General features: G+C 69.4%; 21 protein-coding genes. 12 read left to right on the top strand and 9 right to left on the bottom strand.

Translation table 11 applies throughout. The features are described from left to right. Positions 1–99: 99 nt before the first annotated feature. Positions 100–594, top strand: coding sequence for a cadmium resistance transporter (locus tag VJT49_RS31815; protein ID WP_324168678.1), 495 nt, complete (start codon positions 100–102; stop codon positions 592–594). Here VJT49_RS31815 and VJT49_RS31820 read toward each other — a convergent pair. The 3 genes from VJT49_RS31820 to VJT49_RS31830 form a co-directional block, all read right to left on the bottom strand. Next, positions 500–1,234, bottom strand: coding sequence for an HD domain-containing protein (locus VJT49_RS31820; protein WP_324168679.1), 735 nt, complete (start codon positions 1,232–1,234; stop codon positions 500–502). The genes VJT49_RS31815 and VJT49_RS31820 overlap by 95 nt on opposite strands. Before the next feature lie 14 nt (positions 1,235–1,248). Beyond that, complete coding sequence (locus VJT49_RS31825; protein WP_324168680.1) at positions 1,249–1,440, bottom strand: hypothetical protein; 192 nt, start codon at positions 1,438–1,440, stop codon at positions 1,249–1,251. Positions 1,441–1,554: 114 nt separating this feature from the next. Further along, entirely contained in the window at positions 1,555–1,725 is a 171-nt protein-coding gene (locus VJT49_RS31830; RefSeq protein WP_324168681.1) for a hypothetical protein, read from the bottom strand. Positions 1,726–1,918: 193 nt separating this feature from the next. On the opposite strand from VJT49_RS31830, the gene VJT49_RS35530 reads away from it, so the two are divergent. Both VJT49_RS35530 and VJT49_RS31840 read left to right on the top strand, forming a co-directional pair. Beyond that, the gene (locus tag VJT49_RS35530; RefSeq protein WP_414636130.1) at positions 1,919–2,602 is read left to right on the top strand and encodes a hypothetical protein; all 684 of its coding nucleotides are present in this window, start codon (positions 1,919–1,921) and stop codon (positions 2,600–2,602) included. 204 nt (positions 2,603–2,806) lie between these two features. Next, the gene (locus VJT49_RS31840) at positions 2,807–3,679 is read left to right on the top strand and encodes a nuclease (RefSeq protein ID WP_324168682.1); all 873 of its coding nucleotides are present in this window, start codon (positions 2,807–2,809) and stop codon (positions 3,677–3,679) included. 28 nt (positions 3,680–3,707) lie between these two features. Here the strand turns inward: VJT49_RS31840 and VJT49_RS31845 are convergent, their stop codons facing one another. From VJT49_RS31845 to VJT49_RS31865, 5 genes are all read right to left on the bottom strand, one after another. Then, a complete protein-coding gene (locus VJT49_RS31845; RefSeq protein ID WP_324168683.1) occupies positions 3,708–5,042 on the bottom strand; it encodes a chloride channel protein in 1,335 nt (444 codons plus the stop codon). Positions 5,043–5,101: 59 nt separating this feature from the next. Beyond that, positions 5,102–6,856: a glycoside hydrolase family 35 protein gene (locus tag VJT49_RS31850; protein WP_324168684.1), complete on the bottom strand. Its 1,755-nt coding sequence runs from the start codon at positions 6,854–6,856 to the stop codon at positions 5,102–5,104. Positions 6,857–6,939: 83 nt separating this feature from the next. After that, positions 6,940–8,286 carry a sugar ABC transporter substrate-binding protein gene (locus VJT49_RS31855; protein ID WP_324168685.1) on the bottom strand — a complete coding sequence of 449 codons (1,347 nt, stop codon included), beginning with the start codon at positions 8,284–8,286 and terminating at the stop codon, positions 6,940–6,942. A gap of 61 nt (positions 8,287–8,347) precedes the next feature. Then, positions 8,348–9,157 carry a carbohydrate ABC transporter permease gene (locus VJT49_RS31860; protein ID WP_324168714.1) on the bottom strand — a complete coding sequence of 270 codons (810 nt, stop codon included), beginning with the start codon at positions 9,155–9,157 and terminating at the stop codon, positions 8,348–8,350. A 59-nt stretch (positions 9,158–9,216) separates the two neighbouring features. Further along, positions 9,217–10,161 carry a sugar ABC transporter permease gene (locus VJT49_RS31865; protein WP_324168686.1) on the bottom strand — a complete coding sequence of 315 codons (945 nt, stop codon included), beginning with the start codon at positions 10,159–10,161 and terminating at the stop codon, positions 9,217–9,219. A gap of 158 nt (positions 10,162–10,319) precedes the next feature. On the opposite strand from VJT49_RS31865, the gene VJT49_RS31870 reads away from it, so the two are divergent. Next, the gene (locus VJT49_RS31870; RefSeq protein WP_324168715.1) at positions 10,320–11,327 is read left to right on the top strand and encodes a LacI family DNA-binding transcriptional regulator; all 1,008 of its coding nucleotides are present in this window, start codon (positions 10,320–10,322) and stop codon (positions 11,325–11,327) included. Here VJT49_RS31870 and VJT49_RS31875 read toward each other — a convergent pair. After that, positions 11,303–12,175: a polysaccharide deacetylase family protein gene (locus VJT49_RS31875; RefSeq protein ID WP_324168687.1), complete on the bottom strand. Its 873-nt coding sequence runs from the start codon at positions 12,173–12,175 to the stop codon at positions 11,303–11,305. The genes VJT49_RS31870 and VJT49_RS31875 overlap by 25 nt on opposite strands. 421 nt (positions 12,176–12,596) lie before the next feature. Between VJT49_RS31875 and VJT49_RS31880 the strand changes: the two genes are divergently transcribed. The 8 genes from VJT49_RS31880 to VJT49_RS31915 are packed head-to-tail and all read left to right on the top strand — an operon-like array spanning position 12,597 to position 18,734. Next, on the top strand, positions 12,597–12,974 hold the full coding sequence (locus VJT49_RS31880) for a hypothetical protein (RefSeq protein WP_324168688.1): 378 nt from the start codon (positions 12,597–12,599) through the stop codon (positions 12,972–12,974). Positions 12,975–12,986: 12 nt separating this feature from the next. Continuing rightward, positions 12,987–14,132, top strand: a complete 1,146-nt coding sequence (locus tag VJT49_RS31885) for an NAD(P)/FAD-dependent oxidoreductase (RefSeq protein WP_324168689.1) — start codon at positions 12,987–12,989, stop codon at positions 14,130–14,132. Next, on the top strand, positions 14,129–14,332 hold the full coding sequence (locus VJT49_RS31890; RefSeq protein ID WP_324168690.1) for a hypothetical protein: 204 nt from the start codon (positions 14,129–14,131) through the stop codon (positions 14,330–14,332). The genes VJT49_RS31885 and VJT49_RS31890 overlap by 4 nt, the downstream gene beginning before the upstream one ends. Further along, positions 14,329–14,598 carry a (2Fe-2S)-binding protein gene (locus tag VJT49_RS31895; RefSeq protein ID WP_324168691.1) on the top strand — a complete coding sequence of 90 codons (270 nt, stop codon included), beginning with the start codon at positions 14,329–14,331 and terminating at the stop codon, positions 14,596–14,598. Before VJT49_RS31890 ends, VJT49_RS31895 begins: the two co-directional genes overlap by 4 nt. After that, on the top strand, positions 14,579–15,976 hold the full coding sequence (locus VJT49_RS31900) for an FAD-dependent oxidoreductase (RefSeq protein ID WP_324168692.1): 1,398 nt from the start codon (positions 14,579–14,581) through the stop codon (positions 15,974–15,976). Before VJT49_RS31895 ends, VJT49_RS31900 begins: the two co-directional genes overlap by 20 nt. After that, on the top strand, positions 15,973–16,923 hold the full coding sequence (locus VJT49_RS31905; RefSeq protein ID WP_324168693.1) for a dihydrodipicolinate synthase family protein: 951 nt from the start codon (positions 15,973–15,975) through the stop codon (positions 16,921–16,923). Before VJT49_RS31900 ends, VJT49_RS31905 begins: the two co-directional genes overlap by 4 nt. Continuing rightward, positions 16,923–17,924, top strand: coding sequence for a proline racemase family protein (locus VJT49_RS31910; protein WP_324168694.1), 1,002 nt, complete (start codon positions 16,923–16,925; stop codon positions 17,922–17,924). Before VJT49_RS31905 ends, VJT49_RS31910 begins: the two co-directional genes overlap by 1 nt. A 9-nt stretch (positions 17,925–17,933) precedes the next feature. Then, entirely contained in the window at positions 17,934–18,734 is an 801-nt protein-coding gene (locus VJT49_RS31915; RefSeq protein WP_324168695.1) for a GntR family transcriptional regulator, read from the top strand.

The following is an 18,734-nucleotide window of genomic DNA, read 5'->3' on the forward strand; positions in this document are numbered from 1 at the left end:
GAGTGCGACGATCGGGCGATGCACTCGCTTACCGGCACGATCGTTACCGCGGCCGGAGCGTTCGCGGCGACCAATGTCGACGCGTTCATCCTGTTGACCGTGCTGTTCGCCGCCGCTCGCGCCGGGGGAACGTGGGCCTGGCGTGTCGTACTCGGCCAGTTCGTCGGTTACGTGATGCTCGTCGGCGTGAGTGTGGCGGCCGCGTTCGTTTTCGCGTCCGTGCCCCTGAAGTGGGTCGGCCTGCTGGGCCTCTTTCCGCTCGTCATGGGAATTCGCGGACTGCTCGAGGCGCGCAAGGAAGTCGAGGACCCGCGAATCACCGACAGCCTCCCGGTGATCGTCACCCTGATCCTGTCGGTGTGCGTGGACAATCTTTCTGTCTATATTGTCCTGTTTCGTTCGCAAACCACGGCCGAATCGGCGGTCAGCATCACCGTTTTCGCCGTGCTCGAGGCATTGTGGTGCGCCGTCGCCTATACGATCGCGAATCAGAAGGCCGTCATTCTGGCGATCCGGCGTGCGGGCGCGTGGCTGGTACCCGCCGTGTTCGTGGCCATCGGGGTGGCCATCGGGGTCCGCACCGGGCTGCTGTAGCGGCCTCCCGGCGGAGCAGGTCCTCGGTGCGGCGCACCGCGGCCGCGCGTTCCGGTTCGTTGACCGCGAGCGCTCGCACCACCGCGTCGTCCGGCCCCCGGCGGGTGCGCAACTCGGCCAGCCGATCCGGGAAGGACACCGGTTCCCCGCCCGGGCTCGTGGTCATGTCGCAATACCAGAGCGCGTCCCGCACCGGGGTGTGCTCGTCCGCGAACTCGGCCAGCGCACCGGACAATCCGCACAACCCGGCCACGGCGGCGGCGCCGGAATGATGCGCGACGAGAGCACATACCCGGTGTGGCACACCGCGCCGGGCCAGGAACCGTGCCCCGTCGACCTGGTGCATCCCCGTGTCGGCCAGTTCGCGGGCGTAGCCGATGTCGTGCAGCCACGCGGCGGCGACCAGCACCTCACCGTCGGCGGGCGAAAACGCCCGAGCGATCTCAGTGGCCCGGCGTGCGACCCCCTGCGTGTGTGCCCACCGGCGTGGAAGCTCCGCCGACAGTACCTGCCCCGCCATGCGCCGCGCCCAGGTCCGCAGGGGCGGTATGCCCAGGGGAAAGGCGTGGTTCGGATCCACCTTCCTGGTCTGCACCATCACCTCCGGGATGTCCGTTTCCGCCGGGGCCGAAACGGGCAAACCGACGGCTGAAATTAACACGGGCTGTGTTCAGGGTCGGCGAGGGGCCGCTCGCCGACCAGGGTCCACTCTGGAACGAGACAGTTCATGAGCGCCGGATCCGGCGGACGAGTGCGCAGGAGCGGTGGGGTGACGATGGCGCCGAGAAGCACCAGCGCGGCCAGCGAACCGAAGCCGGTGAAGCCGTCGCGGTCGTAGGCGCCCAATTCCGCGTTGCGCCAGTCCGTGGAGCCTCCGTTCGCGAGCGAGGCGTCGGCGGTGGAACTGTCCGGTCCCGTGGTGGTCGACGCGTTCCCGGTTTCCAGCGCACCGGGCTGGGATCACTTGCCGGTGCTTGCGGTGCCACCGTGCGTGAGCTTGTCGACGCCGCCGAGCGTGTCAAAGGGATCGGGGGGCGAGGTGGCGCCGGCGCCGAGGCTGCCGTGGAAGGTCGGGTTCCCACAGTTGTCCGGGTTGAACTGTACGGCCGGCTGACCGGTGAGCCGCGTCACGAAGTTCATCATCTCCTGGGAAAGGTTGGGGGGTAACGGCCTATAGCCGACGCGGGTCGCTCCTTCAGGGATGACCGTCGCACGCGATGTGCCGGATGAACGCGGTTATGGTGTCCGCCTTCGCCGGGTCCGGGTAACCTCCTTTGCGGGTGTTCCGGCGGCACAGGGCACCATCAGGTAGGAGTACGCGGAAATGGGACACACGCCGCTGAGTTTCTTGCGAAAGGTCGGGTCGCGGGTTCGCCGGCTTCAGCGCGGCGGCGATGTTCTGCGCCCGGCGAAAGGTTCCGACGCCGTTGGCGACGCTTCTGGCGATGAATTGGTCGCAGGCGGCGGGAGCGGTATGTGCGACGAAGTCGTCGAGTGCGAACAGCGCGAAGATCACCAGGACGGGCAGGAGCGCACCGATGTAACCGCGTTGCTGCGCCGATTCCAGCGGTTCCTCGAGGTAGCGGTGGACGAACCGGGGCAGGCTTTCCTGGGCCCGCTGAACGGATCGGCGTTCAGCGCCGGTGACCCGAACGAAGTGAACAGCAGAGGCGCGGTCTCGCCGACCACTCTCGCGATGCCGAGGAAGATCGCCGTGGCCACGCCACTTCGCGCAGTCGGCAGCACCACCGACCATACGGTTCCACTACCGAACGCATCCCGTGTGGTGACGGAGGGCGCTGATAGCGAGGTTGCGGAGGCCTGCCATGGTTCCCGCGTCGCGGTGAAGGTCTCGCCGGAAGCCTGCAGGGCGGTGCGAGTGCGCATCTGGTGCCACTCTTTCCGTCGGTGTCTGCCACGGTGTTCCGTGGCAGACACCAAACTCGCGCCAGGCCCTGAACAATTACCGGTGCGTTACCTTCTCGCCCGACGAACGCGCGTGGCGTAGCGGTAAGCCCGGCCTCGTCATACGGCGTTGTTCAGGTAATCGCGCGGCCCCTTCGAACCGGTTACCGTTTTGGGTAAGGCCCCGACGGTCACCGGGTGAGCAACGGTCCGCACCTTCGGGCAGCGTTGAGGTGCCCGGTAACGCCACGCGGGTCCCGGCCGACTTCGAGACGCCGATCGGTGGAGAGGAAAGGGTGGTGGAGTCGTGCCGCTGACGTTGGTCAAGGGCAGCTTTCAGATCGCCGGCACGTCGCCGGACGGTGACTCGGTGCGGTTCTATCCGGACGATCCGGCGATCTTCCGCAAGGCGGGTATCAAGGCCAGGCTGAATTCCCGCGGCGGGGTGCAGTTGCGGCTCGACGGGATCGACGCGCTGGAAACCCATTACCAGGCCCAGAACCACGGCGGCATGTGGCGCCAGCCCCGTGAGCTCGGCTCGGCCGCGGCCTCGGGACTGCTGAGTCGTCTGGGATTCAAGAAGGTGGAGCGCGACGAGGAGGGCACGGTCACGTCCGCCACCCCGGAACGGGTGCCGGGCCATATCCTGACCCGGTTCGCCGACAAGTACGGCCGAGCCGTGGCGTTCGCCTTTCCCGGTCTGCGGCCGGGCCGCGGGAGCGATGGTGGTCCGGTCCACCTCGATGTCAAATCGCTGAAATCGTCGGCCAACTACGCCCTGCTCGAGGCCGGTTTGGTGTATCCGACGTTCTATTCGCTGCTCTACGTGGACCTTCGGCAAGCCATGGCAGGGACCGCGGTGGCGGCCCGCGAGGCGCGGAAGGGCGTGTGGGCCGAGGACGTGACCACCACCGGGCTCCGGCTCCGGTCGCGGCAGCAGTTGCGTGATCAGGCGGTGTTGTTGCCGAAGCTGTTCCGCCGTTTGGTCGACTATCTCGCGATGGACGAGACCGGCGGGGTGTCGCTCACCGGTTTCTCGCACTACCTCGACACCCGCGACGACCGGCTTTTCACCACACCCGACGGGCAGGCGACCGAACTGGAAACCTTCGTCGAGGTGCGGCGGCAGACGCTGAAACTCACCGTCGAGCCGGAACGCATCGTCTTCATCGAGGCATAGCCGAAGGCTGCCCTGCACCACAACCGACTCAACGAGAGCCACGACCGACGGGCGCCAGCCGCGCCGAGACCACGTATGCGACGACGACGGCCACGATCACCAGCGGCATCACGGCGACCCCGTCGGAGTAGAGCAGCAGCGTGGCGAGCAGGACCGACGTGAGCGGAAGCTTCAGCATCACCACACACATCGCGCCGATGCCCATGGCCGCGCCCGCGACCAGCGGCAGGCCGGGGAGGTGGGACAGCGCGACGCCCCCGGCCGCGCCGAGGTACATGGCGGGGAAGACCGGGCCGCCGCGGAAGCTGCTCAGGCACAGGCTGTAGGCCAGCCCCTTGCAGGCCACGAGCAGGAGCAACGCGGGCACCGAATACTCCGCCCCGTGCGTCAGCAACGGCCCCAGCGCCGACTGGCCGGAAAAGAGCACGTCGGCGAAGTCACGGCTCGTGGTGGTGGTGTACGCGATGGCGAGTCCGGCGACGATGAGCCCGGCCATCGGTGTCAGCAGGAGCGGCTGCTGTTCGGCCGGCGTGCGCCACCGGCTGGAGAGCCACCGGATCGCCGCACCGGCCACCGCGGCGAGCGCGCCGATGACCAGTGCCCAGCCGAACTCGCTGAGCTGGGGGCGGCCCAGGGGCGGCACCGCCGGCAGGGTCAGCGAAACCTTGCCCAGGCCGGTCAGCGCGTCCAGCCCGGTGAAGACCAGCGAGCCGATCCCGGACGCCAGCAGGCCGGGGATCAGCACCAGCCCGAGGGCGGGGCCGGCGAAGGTGGACACCTCCATCAACAGGAAGGCGCCGATGATCGGCGAGCCGAGCAAGGCGCTGATCGCGGCGAAGGAACCCGTTGCCGCGATCAGCGCGAGAGCCTGCTGCGAGACGTCACGGCGCGCCAGGCGAACGGCGCACAAGGCGAGCCCGCCGCCAAGGGCGATCAGCGGCGCCTCGGGACCCAGCACCGCGCCGGCGCCGAGACTGGCGAGTGCGGCCACCAGGACGCCCGGCAGCGTGATCGGCGCCGGCAACTCGGTGGTGCTGAACCCATCGAGGGGGACGTGCCCGCCGCGGCCGGGCAGGTACCGGATGGCCAGCGCGGTGAAGACGCCGCCCAAGGCGAGCGCGGGCAGCGGCCACCAGAGCGGCGTCGCGGGGAAACCCAGCGCGCGCGGCAGATCGTGGTAGGTCCACCCATCCAGCATCCGGACCAACTGGAGGAAGTAGTAGGCCGCGGCCGAGATCGGCACGCCGATCAGCGTCGCCACGAGCAGCACGCGCAGATAGGCCGGGGATCTCAGCCGAGCCGTGACGGCTGAGATGTCGTCGGGAGTCCCGCCGGCCGGGCCGGTCGCCGTCGTGTTCGCCATGGTTTCCGAGCGTGGACCCACGATCACGGCGGCGACATCACCCGCACGGTGTGAGGACGCTACGGCTCGGTGTGCCCGAGAAGGGGCCCCTCGACGAACCGCGCCACCGGCCCGGTCATCACCTCGGTCTCGAACACCACCAGGTCGTTGCCGCCCGCTCGCAGCACCGGCGAAGGTACGTAGAGCGTCCGTTGTGGACCGTGCCGCCAGTACCGGCCCAGGTGGAAACCGTTGACCCAGACCATCCCCCTGCCCCAGTCGCCGGTGTCCAGGTAAAGGTCGGTCGGCTCGTCGAGGGTGAACCCGGTGCGCAGGAAAACCGGGCCCGCGACGGCTTCGGCCGGGTCCGCGGGTTCGCCCGTCCACAGCTGCGGCACCGTCTCGAGATCGATGGGCAGCACATCCCACCCGGTCAGCGCGGTGCCGTGCAGCGACGCGTCACCGATGATGCCCTTCGGTTCCCCGATCCGGGGGCCGTAGTTGACCCTGCCCTGATCCTCCACGAGCACGGTCAGCTCGCCGTCGGTACGCGGCAGCCCGAGCGCCCGGTCATGGTGCTGGCGCAGCAACACGCCGACGGGTTCGCCGTCGAGGAAGACCGCGGCACGATCGCGAACCTCGCCGAAGATCAGCACGCCCGGGCCGGTCCCGCGGAGCCGGGTGCGCAGCAGCACCACACGCGGCGACGGATCCAGCTCGTCGAGCGTCGGCAGTTCTTCGTGGTGCTGCCAGGTGCCCCACCGCTCGGGAGCGTCGAGCAGCCGCACCGGATCGCGCAGCGGCACGGTGAGCGCCGGAGCCGGTGGCGCCGGCGGAGGGGGCGTCCCGGGCACCTCGTGGTAGCGGGAAATGACCTCCCGGAAGGCGTGGTACTTCGCGGTCGGGTTGCCGGCCTCGTCCAGCGGGGCGTCGTAGTCGTAGGAGGTGACGAGCGGCTGGTAGACGCCCTTGTCGTTGGCGCCGTTGGTAAGCCCGAAGTTGGTGCCGCCGTGGAACATGTAAAGGTTCACCGAGGCCCCCGCGGCGAGCATCGCGTCGAGGTCGGCGGCGGCCTGGTCGACGGGGGTCGTGTGGTGGTGCGCTCCCCAGTGATCGAACCAGCCGTTCCAGAACTCGCTGCACATCAGTGGCCCCGTGGGCTGGTGCGCCCGCAGCGTCGCGAGCCGTTCCAGCGGGCGCGATCCGAAGGACCCGGTCTTGTGCAGGCCGGCCAGGCCGCCCGCGGTGAGCATCTCGCCGGTCGGCTGGTCGACTGTGGTCAGCGGGACGGTGATGCCGGCGGCCCGGGTGTATTCCACCAGCGCCTCCAGATACCGCTTGTCGTCACCGAAGGCGCCGTACTCGTTCTCGATCTGGACCAGGATCACCGGACCGCCGCGGGAGATCTGGTGCGGGGTCACGACCCCGAGCACACGGCCGAGGTATTCGCGGACCGCGGCGAGGTAGCGCGGCTCGTACCGGCGGACGCCGACCTCCGGGTCGCGGAACAGCCAGACGGGCAGACCGCCGTTGTCCCATTCGGCGCAGATGTAGGGGCCGGGGCGGACGATGGCGTACATCCCGGCGTCGGCGATCAGCCGCAGGAAGCGGTCGAGATCCAGCCCGCCGGTGAGGTCGAACTTCCCCGGCTCCGGCGCGTGCGCGTTCCAGGCGACGTAGGTCTCGATCGTGTTCAGCCCCATCCGCCGGGCCTTGTCGATGCGGTCGGCCCAGTGGTCCGGGTGGACGCGGAAGTAGTGCAGCGCGCCGGAGAGGATCCGGAAGGGTCTGCCGTCGAGCAGGAAGTCGTGCTCGCCGATGGCGAACTCGGGCACGTGATGGTCCTTTCGTGGACAGGGCTCGGCGGGTGCCCCAGACCCCGCCTGGGGGCACCCGCCGAGTCGGTGAGTCAGGAAGGTCAGCTCGCGTTGACGGAGAAACCCTGCTGGTTGCCGTAGTCCACGAGTGCCTTCTGCCAGTCGAGGAGACCGGCGTTGAGGTCGGAGCTGTTCAGGTACGCCTTGCCGACCGTGTCGTTGAAGATGCTGTCGGCGTAGAGCTGGTAGGGCAGGTAGGTCCAGCCCTTGGCCACGGTGCCGGCCGCCGCCGTCAGCACCTGGTTGACCTGCTGGCCGTTGAAGTAGTCCCACGCCTTGCCGGTGAAGGACGGGTCCTGCAGGTCGGCGTTCGTGGCGGGGAAACCACCCTGCTGCACGAAGACCTTGACGCCGTTGCCGTGGTTGAGCCACCGGACGAACGCGGCCGCCAGCGCCGCGTTGCCGCTCTGCTTGAGCACCGCCTGGCTGCTACCACCGTTCTCCGCGGTCACCGGCTGCCCGCCGTCGTAGGTCGGCATCGGGGCCACGGCCCACTTGCCCTTGCCGTCCGGCACCGACGACTCGAAGTTGGCCGGCATCCAGGCGCCGGTGACCAGCGTGGCGATCGTGCCGTTGCCCAGGCCCTTGTACCAGTCGTCGGTCCAGGCGGTGATGTTCGCGACGAGCTTGTTCTGGACGAGCTGGTTCCACAGCGTGGTCCACTTCTTCGTGCCCTCGTCCTGCAGGTTGATCGTCACCTTCTTGCCGTCGGAGGTGAACGGGTGGCCGCCCGCGTCCCAGATCATGCTTTCGGTGGAGCCGGCGTCACCGTTGTCCGCGGCGATGTACTTGGTCGGGTCGGCCGCGTGCAGTTTCCTGGCCGCGTCCAGGTACTCGCTCCAGGTCTTGGGAACCGTGAGCTTGTACTGGTCGAAGACCTGCTTGTTGTAGAACATGGCCATCGGCCCGGAGTCCTGCGGCAGCCCGTACAGGCCGCCGTTGACGTGCACCGAGTTCCACGTGGAAGTGGTGTATTCCGTTTCGAACGAGGTGAAGCCGAACTGGCCGAGATCCACGAGCGCGCCGGTGAGCGCGAACTGGGGGAGCGCCTTGTACTCGATCTGCGCGACGTCCGGCGCTCCGGAGCCGGCCTTGATCGCGTTCTGCAGCTTGGTGTAGGCGTCGTTGGCCTTCCCCGGGTTGACCAGGTTGACCTTGACGTTCGGGTACTCCTTCTCGAACGCGTCGACCTGCGCCTGGGCCTGGGGCGTCCAGGTCCAGTAGGTGATGGTTCCGCCGGCCTTCAACGCCGCGTCGACCGAGTCCTGGGTGCCGGTCGCGCCGCCGCTCGTGCTCCCCGGCGAGCCGGAGGAGCAGGCGGTGAGCCCTGCGGCCAGCACCGTGGCCAGCGCGACCGCCACCTTTCCGTGGCGCCAGATACGTGCCATTTGCGTTCCTTTCTTCCGCGCGACGCGCGTCCGTTCAAGGGGGGTGACGAGGGGTGGCCGCCTACTGCTTGACGCTGCCCGCGCTCAGCCCGGACTGCCAGAACCGTTGCAGGAAAAGGAAGGCCGCGATGAGCGGGAGGATCATGAGCAGTGACCCGGTGACGACCAGGTTGTAGACCGGATGGGCGCTGGGGCCGATCGCCTGCTGGTTCCAGGACTTCAGGCCGACGGTCAGCGGGTACCAGCCGGGGTCGTTGAGCATGATCAGCGGGAGGAAGTAGTTGTTCCAGGTCGCCACGACGGCGAACAGGGCCACCGTGACGATGCCGGGGGCGAGCAGCCGCAGCGTCACCGTGGTGAAGATCCGCAGCTCGCCCGCCCCGTCGATCCTGGCCGCCTCGAGCAGTTCGTCGGGCACCGAATCCGTGGCGTAGACCCAGATCAGGTACAGGCCGAACGGGCTGATCAGCGAGGGCAGGATGATCGCCCACGGCGTGTTGGCCAGCCCCAGCTTGGAGAACAGCAGGAAGGTCGGCACGGCCAGCGCGGTGCCCGGGATCGCGATCGCGCCGAGCACGACCGCGAAGACCGCGCGGCGCCCGGTGAACCGGTACTTCGCCAGCCCGTACCCGCCCGCGGTCGCCAGCAGGGTGGCGCCGCCCGCGCCGACCACGACGTACAGCACCGTGTTGCCCAGCCAGCGCAGGTAGATCCCGTTGTTGTAGGTCAGCGTGTCGCCGATGTTGGACAGCAGCGAAAACGAGTGACCGGTCGCCAGTCCCGCCGTGCTGAGCAAATCGGGTTGCGTCTTGGTGGCGCTGATGACCAGCCACAGCAGCGGTATCAGGGTGTAGACCAGATACAGCGCCATGACCGCGGTGAGCACCCGCGACTTCCGTGGCTTCGAAAAGCTCCCTGGCCTCGAGAAGCTCACTGCATTTCCTTCCGTGAGGCCCGCAGCTGCACGGCGTAGGCGATGATCGCGGTGATGACGCCCATGACGATCGCGACGGTGGCGGAGTAGTTGTACTGCTGGCCGTTGAAGGAGAGGTTGTAGGCGTACATGTTCGGCGTGTAGAAGGAGCTGATCGCGTTCGGCGCGAGCGTCTGCAGGATGCTGGGCTCGTTGAACAGCTGGAAGCTGCCGATGATCGAGAAGATCGTGGCGATCACGAGCGCCCCGCGCAGGGCCGGCAGCTTGATGGCGAAGATCGTGCGGAACGCGCCGGCGCCGTCGATCGCCGCGGCCTCGAACAGTTCGCCCGGGATGACCCGCAGGGCCGAGTAGAAGATCAGCATGTTGTAGCCGGTGAACTCCCAGGTGACCACGTTGCCGATGGACGTGAGGACCCAGTTGCCGGACAGCGGGTGCACGATGTCGTGGCCGACCAGGTGGTTGAGGTCGGCGGCGAGACCGAAGTTGTCGCCGTAGAGGAAGCCCCACATCAGCGCCGCCACCACGGCCGGGATCGCGTACGGCAGGAAGACCACGATGCGGAAGAAGCCCGAGGCGTGCAGGCGCGCGCTGTCGATGGCCAGCGCGGAGATGAGCGCGAGCAGCAGCATCACCGGCACCTGGACCAGCAGGAAGACCAGCACCCGCAGGAAGGATTCCCAGAACTTCGCGTCCGCCAGGACTTCCGCGTAGTTGTCGAGCCCGACGAACGTGGTGCCGCCGAAGAAAGCCTGGTCACGGAACAGGCTCAGCCCGAACGCGTAGGCGACCGGCGCGAGGAAGGTCAGCGCGAACACGATCAGGAACGGGGCGACGAAAAGCCAGCCGCGCCGGTCCCGGCTGCGGCGTGGCGATCCGGCACGCCGGCTGCGTGGGGCGCTGACCGGGCCCGCCGGCGCTGCGGCCGTCGTGGACGTCATTGTCTCTCCGCTGCTCGTTGCGGCCATCAGGTAAGCCGCAAGTTCCATGTTGACGTCAACATTGACGCCGGGAAGAGTAACGTGTTGACGTCAACATGTCCACAACGGGGGGAGTGCCGGTGAGCCAGCAACTGTCGCGAGGCCGGCGCGGTCCGTCGATGGCGGACGTCGCGCGGGAAGCCGGCGTATCCGGGCAGACCGTTTCGCGGGTGGCCAACGGCAGGGACAACGTCGATCAGGAGACCCGGCAGCGGGTCCTGGACGCGATGCGCCGCGTCGGCTACCGGCCCAACAGTGCCGCCCGCGCCCTGCGCAACGGGCGGTTCCGCAGTATCGGCGTGATCATGTCGACCCTGTCGACGTTCGGCGGCAGCCGCACCCTGGAAGCGATCGCCTCGGCGGCGGTGGCCCGCGGCTACTCGATCACGCTGAGGCCGGTCGTCCATCCGACCCAGCGCGAGGTCACCGGAGCGTTCAGCCGGCTCGACGAGCAGGCCGTGGACGGCGTCCTGGTGCTGATCCACGAGCGCGAGCTCGACGAGAGCGAAATCGAGTTGCCCGCGGGATTGCCGGTCGTCGTGATCGACGCCAACCCGCGGTCGGACTACCCGAGTGTCGACACCGACCAGGCCGAAGGCGCGGTGCTCGCGACCGAGCACTTGCTGGCACTCGGCCACGAAACGGTCTGGCACATCGCCGGGCCGCCGCACTCCTACGCTGCCGAGCGGCGGCGGAAGTCCTGGCAGGCGACGCTCGCCCGGCACGGCCGCCCGATCCCGGACGCGCTGACCGGGGACTGGTCCGCCGAGTCCGGCTATCGCCTGGCTCAGCGGCTGTGCGACGACCCGGCGGTGACGGCGGTGTTCACCGCCAACGACCAGATGGCACTGGGCCTGCTGCGTGCCCTGCACGAGCGCGGCCGCTCTGTGCCGGGCGACGTCAGCGTGGTCGGCTTCGACGACATGGCGGAGTCGCGGTTCTTCTGGCCGCCGCTGACCACGGTGCGGCAGTCGTTCGGGGAGGTCGGCCGCCGTGCCGTCGAGGCGCTGCTGGACGAGATCACCACCGGGACGGCCGACGCGACCGCGGTGCGCGTACCGACCGAACTGGTGCTGCGATCGAGCACCACCCCGCCGCGGAGTCAGGCCGGGAAGTCGGACTCGTAGCCGTGTGCGGCAAGCCAGGGCAGCACGATGCCCAGCGCGGCCACGGTCTGCCCGCGCGCGCCGCCGCCGTCGTGCAGCAACACCACGTCGTGGTCGCCCGCGTCCTCGATCGAGTCCACAATGGATGATACGCCCGGCCGCTTCCAGTCCCGGGCGTCGATGGACCAGGCGAGTGGTTGCATGCCGAGACCGGCCGCGATGCGCTGCAGGGAATCCGGGAAATCCGGCTTGGAAAACGCGCCACCGGGCGCGCGGAAGTAGCGGACCTGCGCTCCGGGCGCCGTGGCCAGGATCGCGCGCAGGCCGTTCGCGATCTCGGTTTGGCGCATCCGGGGTGACCGCTTGGACAGGCCTTCGTCGTGGTTCATCGTGTGGTCGCACAACGCGTGCCCGGCCGCGACGATCTGGCGGACGAGTTGGGGGTAGGCCAGCGCGTTGCGGCCGATCAGGCAGAACGTGGCCTTCGCGTGGTACTGCGCCAGCAGCGCGAGCACTTTCGGCGTCCACACGGGGTCGGGCCCGTCGTCGAAGGTCAGCGCGATGTGCCTGCCCTGGCGTTGCTCCGTGCTGCCCACGACCAGATCCGCACGTGGTGCCGTCGTGGCGGGCGCGCGCTCGTCCCGGGTCCGGCCTGTCGTACTCGGCTGGGGCACGGCCCGGCTGACCCTCGGCGGGGCGGTAAGCGCTTTCTGGCTCGGCGGAGTCGCCGGTGGCGGAGCGGGTAGGACGAGGTCGGCCGCGTTCCGGGCCGCGACCGGCGCGGGGGAGCCGGTACCCCCGATGACCACGGCCGCGGTCACCATCATGACCGCCGCGAGCACGCCCGCGACGGCTAGGAAAGTGGCCACGGCCATCTTTCTTCCCGCTGAACCCAACTGAGGAACCTCCCGGCCGGTGACCTTCTCCTCGCAAGCAGAATCACGTCGGCCGGGGCGGTCCGGTTCAGCTGGGGTTCGCGTGAAGAACAGCTGTCTCTTGAGGACGATCCGGGTCGGCCGCGGATCAGCGACGGCGGGAAGAACCGCACATGGCGTCCCGTCCCGGCGGCGGCATTGAGTCGCTCCGGTTCAGCGAGGTCGCCCCACCGACCGGTCGCGATCCGGGATTCGAGTGCGTGCGGGGGCGGCGATGGTTTCCGACGGCTGGAAGCGCGGCGCCCGGTGCCCTGGATGTGGGCCTGGCGCGGCAAAGGCGCGTTTCCAGTGGTGAAAACCGCTGGGCGTACCGGTTTTCCTGCTCGACCGGGATGAGCTGGTCGGCGACGGTGTGATGTTCAGTTCGGGCACGCGCAACCGGCCGGTCATCATCGACGTGCGGGCAAGCGTGGCGATGGCCGGCGGGTCGGCGGTGATGTTCGTGTTCGCCTGTCTCGGCAGCGCGTACGCCACGAGCAGCCGGCTCGCGGCGATCCAGGAGTTCACGCCGTCGCAGTCCGCGCTCGCCTTCGTGCTGCTGAACGGGTTCACCCTCGTGCTCGCGCCGTTCACGGCGCGCGTGATCCCCGACTACAACCCGCGGCTGGGCGCTGGTTTCCTGCTCATGGCGATCGGTGCCTTCTGGATCGCCACGGAATCCGCGGCGTCGATGTCGCTGCTGCCGCCCCCGCGAGTTGCCCGCTCGCGTCGCGCGAGTGCTTGTGCAATGTGACATACTACTGCCGTGGGTGGATCCGATGTCGTGATCGTCGGGGCGGGGATGGTGGGTGCCGCGTGCGCCTACTACTGCTCGGCCGCGGGGCTTCGCGTCACCGTTGTCGACCGGGGCGCTCCCGGCGCGGGAACCACGGCCGCCGGTGAAGGGAACATCCTGCTCTCGGACAAGGTTCCGGGGCCCGAGCTGGAACTGGCCGCGCTGTCGAACCGGCTCTGGCACGAGCTGGCGCGGGACCTAAACCCGGAAACCGTGGAGTACCAGCGCAAGGGCGGGGTCGTCGTTGCCACCTCCGCCGAGGCCGCGGCCGGTCTCGTGGCGTTGACCGCGGACCAGCGGGCGTCCGGTGTGGACGCGGTCGACGTGTCGCCGGACGAGTTGTTCGAACTCGAGCCCAATCTGACCCGGGCGGTGGCCGGGGGAGCGTTCTATCCCCAGGACAGCCAGGTCCAGCCCGCGCTCGCCGCGGCACGGCTGCTGCGACATGCCCACGCGACCGTGATGACCGGCACCGAGGTGACCGGTTTCGTGCGCGACCGCGGCGGGAAGATCACCGGCGTGCGGACCAGTTCGGGTGTCCTCGGTGCCGGCTGGGTCGTCAACGCCGCCGGGACCTGGAGCGGGCAGGTCGCCGAACTCGCCGGGGCATCCGTCCCGGTCCTGCCACGGCGCGGGTTCGTCCTGGTCACCGAACCACTGCCGCGGGTGGTCCGGCACAAGGTCTACACCGCCGAGTACCTGGCGAACGTGGTCAGCGATGATGCGGGCCTTCAGACGTCGGTGGTGGTCGAGGGCACGCGGGCGGGCACGGTGCTGATCGGCGCCAGCCGCGAACGGGCCGGCTTCGACCGCTCGGTTTCCCTGAAGGTGCTGCGGAAGCTCGCCGCGGGCGCCATCGGCCTCTTCCCGTTTCTCGCCGGAGTGGCGTTGTTGCGCAGCTACCTGGGATTCCGCCCGTACTGCCCGGACCACCTGCCGGTGATCGGCGCGGATCCGCGCGCCCCGGGGCTGATCCACGCCACCGGCCACGAGGGCGCCGGGATCGGGCTGTCGACCGGGACCGGGCAGCTGATCGCCCAGCTGATCACGGGCGAACCGGCCGCGCTGGACCTCGCGCCGTTCCGCCCGGGCCGTTTCGCGGAGGACAACGCATGACGCTGTCCGTGTCGACCCGCGGCCGCCAAGTCGAGCACCGCGTGCGCGTCTTTCCGCTGTCGAGGAAGCAGGGCATCTTTTCGAGCCGGGTGATCTGGCGTCGTAAGGAGCGTCTTGTCGACGCGATCGCGGTCGCGCGCAAAGTCGCGGAGGACGCGGAGGACGCGGAGGATGCGGAGGACGCGGAGGACACAGCATGAGCTTCGAGTTCACCTTCGACGGGCACGTTGTCAGCGCCGAGCCCGGTCAAAGCATCGCGGCGGCCCTCATCGCGCACGGCCGACGGACCTGGCGCCGAACGCGGACCGGCGCGCCCAGGGGCGTCTTCTGCGGAATCGGGGTGTGTTTCGACTGCCTGGTCACCGTCAACGGCCGCCCGAACCGCCGCGCGTGCCTGATCGAGGTCACCGAAGGCGACCGGGTCGAGACCCAGGATGGAGCCGGCCGTGCCGACCTCGCCTGCTGACTACGACGTCGCCGTCCTCGGTGCCGGGCCCGCCGGGCTGGCCGCCTCGGTCGCCGCGGCGTCCGCTGGGGCCCGGGTGGCGCTGGTCGACGCCGGGGCGCGCGCCGGCGGCCAGTACTGGCGGCACCGTCCCGGAGACGCGGGCAGGGGGCAGCATGACTGGGCGCGGTTCCAGCGCTTCCGGGCCGCCCTGGAAACCGGCGGAACCGACCATTTCGCCGGGCACTCGATCTGGCATGTCGAGCGGACCTCGGACGGTTTCGCCACACACACCACCGACGGCGAGGCGAACCGTGTCGTCGAAAGCCGGACGGTGGTGGTCGCGACCGGTGCCTACGACCGCCAGCTCCCGTTCCCGGGCTGGACGCTGCCGGGGGTGTTCACCGCCGGTGGGGTACAGGCCCTGCTCAAGGGGCACGGCGTGCTGGCGGGCAAGCGGATCGCGGTGGCAGGCACCGGACCGTTCCTGCCGGCGGTGGCCGCTGGGCTGCTGACCGCGGGTGCCGACGTGGTCGGCGTCTTCGAGGCCGGGTCGCCGCTGAATTTCGCGCGGCATCCGTTCGCGGTCGCCCGCAACGTCGCCAAGGTGCGGGAGGGAGCACGGTATTTCCGCACGCTGCTGCGCCACCGGGTGCCTTATCTGACCAGGGCGACGGTCGTGGCCGCTCACGGTGATGGCGCCGTCGCCGGTGTCACCGTGGCCAAGCTCGACTCGGCGTGGCGTGTCGTGCCGGGAACCTCGCGAGACCTGGCCTGCGACGCCGTCGCGGTCGGCTACGGGTTCACGCCCCAGGTCGAGATACCCCTGCAACTGGGTTGCGCCACGCGGCTCGACGCCGACGGCAGCCTGGTGACCATTGTGGACGATCGCCAGCGCGGCACCGTCGAGGGCGTCTTCGTCGCGGGCGAAGCGTGCGGTGTCGGCGGCGCGGCCCTGTCGGTCACCGAGGGGGAGATCGCCGGTCTGTATGCCGCGCACGCGACCATACCTCGGCAACGGCTTCGGCACCTGACCAGACGCCGAGACGCGCAACGGGCCTTCGCCGCCGCGATGCACCAGGCGTTCCCGCTCGGTCCTCAATGGACGTCCTGGATGGACAGTGAGACGACGGTCTGCCGCTGCGAGGAAGTGGCGGCGGGGGAGATCATCTACGCCGTCCGGGATCTCGGCGCGATCGACGCCCGTTCGGTCAAACTCTACGCGCGGCCGGGAATGGGGCTGTGCCAGGGAAGGGTGTGCGGCTTCGCGACCAGCGGCCTGGTCGCCCGCCACGCCGGGCGGGCGGTGACCGCCGACGACCTTTGCGGGATCGCGAAACGCCCGATCGCGCAACCGCTGACCTTGGGCGCGCTGGCTGACACAATGGAGGAAGAATGAGCACCAAACCGTGGCACGGCGTACTGGTGGCGACGGCTCTGCCGCTCCGGAAGACCAGTGGATCCGAAAAGCTGGCCGTGGACTACGAAGGTTATGCCGGGCATGTCGCGTGGCTGGCCGCCAACGGCTGCGACGGCGTGGTGCCGAACGGATCGCTCGGCGAGTACCAGACGCTCACGCCGCAGGAGCGCGCCCGGGTGGTCACCACGGCCATCGAAGCGGCTCCGGACGGGTTCAGCGTGATGCCCGGGGTCGCCGCCTACGGCGCGGACGAGTCGGTGCGCTGGGCCGAGCAGGCCGCCGAGGCCGGCGCCGGCGCGGTGATGTTGCTGCCGCCCAACGCCTACCGGGCCGACCGGCGCTCGGTGGTGGACCACTACCGCCGCGTGGCGAAGGTCGGACTGCCGGTGGTGGCCTACAACAACCCCTTCGACACCAAGGTCGATCTGGTGCCCGAACTCCTGGCCGAGTTGCACGGGGAAGGCCTGATCGTCGGCGTGAAGGAGTTCTCCGGCGACGTTCGGCGCAGTTACCGGACCATCGAGCTGGCCCCGGAACTGGACGTGCTGTGCGGGAGTGACGACGTCGTGCTGGAGCTGGCCATCGCCGGTTCGCCGGGCTGGATCGCCGGGTACCCGAACGCGGTGCCGCGAGCTTCGGTCAAGCTGTGGGAGGCGGCGCGAGCCGGTGACCTGAACGCCGCGCTGCCGCTGTACCGCGTGCTGCACCCGCTGTTGCGCTGGGACGCCAAAACCGAATTCGTGCAGGCGATCAAGCTCAGTATGGACATCGCCGGCCGCTACGGCGGTCCCTGCCGCCCGCCGCGCGTTCCGCTCACCCCGGAGCAGGAGGCCGCCGTGCGCGAGGCGATGGAAAAGCTGTGCTCTCTGGGCGTGCAACCCCCAGACCCCGCCTGGGGGCCAGCCCCTGCCGAGGGGCTGGCCTGATGCGCAGCAACCGGGTTTTCCACGCCGTCGATTCGCACACCGAGGGAATGCCGACGCGGGTGATCACCGGCGGCATCGGGACGATTCCCGGCGCCACGATGTTCGACCGGCGGCGGTATTTCCTGGCGCACCTCGACCATATCCGTGGCCTCCTGATGTACGAGCCCCGCGGGCATTCGGCGATGAGCGGTGCCGTCCTGCAGCCACCCACCCGTCCCGACGCCGACTACGGCGTGCTGTTCATCGAGGTGTCGGGCTGCCTGCCGATGTGCGGTCACGGCACCATCGGGGTGGCCACGGTTCTGGTCGAAACCGGCATGGTGGAGGTCACCGAGCCGGTCACCACGATCCGGCTGGACACCCCGGCCGGGCTAATCGTCGCCGAGGTTCAGGTCCGCGACGGGGTGGCCCGTGCGGTGACGATCCGCAACGTCTCCTCGTTCGTCCTCGGGCTGGACCGGACGGTCCGGGTCGGGCCGTGGGGCGAGGTGCGCTACGACATGGCGTTCGGCGGCAACTTCTATGCCATCGTGGAACTGGACAAGCTCGGCATCCCGTTCGAGCGCGCGGAGAAACAACGACTGCTCGACGCCGGGCTGGCCATCATGGCCGCGATCAACGACCAGGACGCCCCGGTGCATCCGGCGAATCCCGAAATCGCCGGATGCCACCACGTCTATCTCGCCGCACCCGGCTCGAACGCCCGGCATTCCCGGCACGCGATGGTGATCCATCCCGGCTGGTTCGACCGGTCCCCGTGCGGAACCGGCACCAGCGCGCGCATGGCGCAACTGCACGCGCGGGGCGAGCTGCCGCTGAACACCGACTTCGACAACGAATCGTTCATCGGCACGCATTTCACGGGACGGCTGGTCGGGGAAGGAACCTTGGGCGACCTCGGCACGGTGACCCCGACGATCACCGGGCGCGCCTGGATCACCGGCACCGCGCAGTACTTCCACGATCCGGACGATCCTTTCCCCGCCGGATTCGAACTGTAGGAGGCCGGCATGAGCGACAATGCGCAGCCTGTTTATGGGGGCCGGTCGGGTGCGGGTGTCCCGCAGGATGTGGAGGCCCGCATGAGCGACAATGCGCAGCCTGTTTATGGGGGCCGGTCGGGTGCGGGTGTCCCGCAGGATACAGCGGCGCGCATGCTGTCCTCGTTGGGCGAGCGCCGCAACATGCGCGAGGAAATCATCGAAACCCTTCGCGGCGCGGTCATTTCGGGTGAGCTGCGGCCCGGCGTGGTCTATTCCGCGCCGAGCCTGGCCGAGCAGTTCGGGGTGTCCGCGACCCCGGTTCGCGAGGCCATGCTCGACCTGGCGAAGGAAGGCCTGGTGGTTACCGTCCGCAACAAGGGGTTCCGGATCACCGAGCTGTCCGAGCACGACCTGGACGGTCTCACCGAGCTGCGCACGCTCATCGAGGTGCCCACGGTGCGGCGGATCGCGGAAGCGGGGGTGCGGGGAGCGGACATCTCCCGCCTCCGCCCGCTCGCCGCCGGCATCGAGGACGCCGCCCGCCGGCACGACCTCATCGCGCACGTCACCATCGACCTGCAGTTCCACCTCACACTGCTCGGCCTCGCGGGCAACGAGCATCTCGTCGAGGTCGTCCGGTCCCTGCGCGCGCGCTCGCGGATCTACGGGCTCAAGGCTCTCGCGGAACGCGACCAGCTCGTTCCGTCCTCTCGCGAACACGCCGAACTGCTCGACCTTGTCGAGGCCCGTGACGCCGACGGCGCCGAGCGGCTCATGCGCCGGCACATCGGTCACGTCCGGGGGATCTGGGCGGGGGAGCGGGCATAG

Origin of the sequence: Amycolatopsis sp., from assembly GCF_035276945.1 — a bacterium.
Lineage (GTDB): Bacteria > Actinomycetota > Actinomycetes > Mycobacteriales > Pseudonocardiaceae > Amycolatopsis_E.

What these genes read in the sequence shown, in the direction of transcription:
- VJT49_RS35530 (WP_414636130.1), top strand. Translation starts at nt 1,919, where the DNA reads ATGGGACACACGCCGCTGAGTTTCTTGCGAAAGGTCGGGTCGCGGGTT.
- VJT49_RS31845 (WP_324168683.1), bottom strand. Translation starts at nt 5,042, where the DNA reads ATGGCGAACACGACGGCGACCGGCCCGGCCGGCGGGACTCCCGACGAC.
- VJT49_RS31855 (WP_324168685.1), bottom strand. Translation starts at nt 8,286, where the DNA reads ATGGCACGTATCTGGCGCCACGGAAAGGTGGCGGTCGCGCTGGCCACG.
- VJT49_RS31860 (WP_324168714.1), bottom strand. Translation starts at nt 9,157, where the DNA reads ATGGCGCTGTATCTGGTCTACACCCTGATACCGCTGCTGTGGCTGGTC.
- VJT49_RS31865 (WP_324168686.1), bottom strand. Translation starts at nt 10,161, where the DNA reads ATGACGTCCACGACGGCCGCAGCGCCGGCGGGCCCGGTCAGCGCCCCA.
- VJT49_RS31870 (WP_324168715.1), top strand. Translation starts at nt 10,320, where the DNA reads ATGGCGGACGTCGCGCGGGAAGCCGGCGTATCCGGGCAGACCGTTTCG.
- VJT49_RS31880 (WP_324168688.1), top strand. Translation starts at nt 12,597, where the DNA reads ATGTTCAGTTCGGGCACGCGCAACCGGCCGGTCATCATCGACGTGCGG.
- VJT49_RS31890 (WP_324168690.1), top strand. Translation starts at nt 14,129, where the DNA reads ATGACGCTGTCCGTGTCGACCCGCGGCCGCCAAGTCGAGCACCGCGTG.
- VJT49_RS31895 (WP_324168691.1), top strand. Translation starts at nt 14,329, where the DNA reads ATGAGCTTCGAGTTCACCTTCGACGGGCACGTTGTCAGCGCCGAGCCC.
- VJT49_RS31905 (WP_324168693.1), top strand. Translation starts at nt 15,973, where the DNA reads ATGAGCACCAAACCGTGGCACGGCGTACTGGTGGCGACGGCTCTGCCG.
- VJT49_RS31910 (WP_324168694.1), top strand. Translation starts at nt 16,923, where the DNA reads ATGCGCAGCAACCGGGTTTTCCACGCCGTCGATTCGCACACCGAGGGA.
- VJT49_RS31915 (WP_324168695.1), top strand. Translation starts at nt 17,934, where the DNA reads ATGAGCGACAATGCGCAGCCTGTTTATGGGGGCCGGTCGGGTGCGGGT.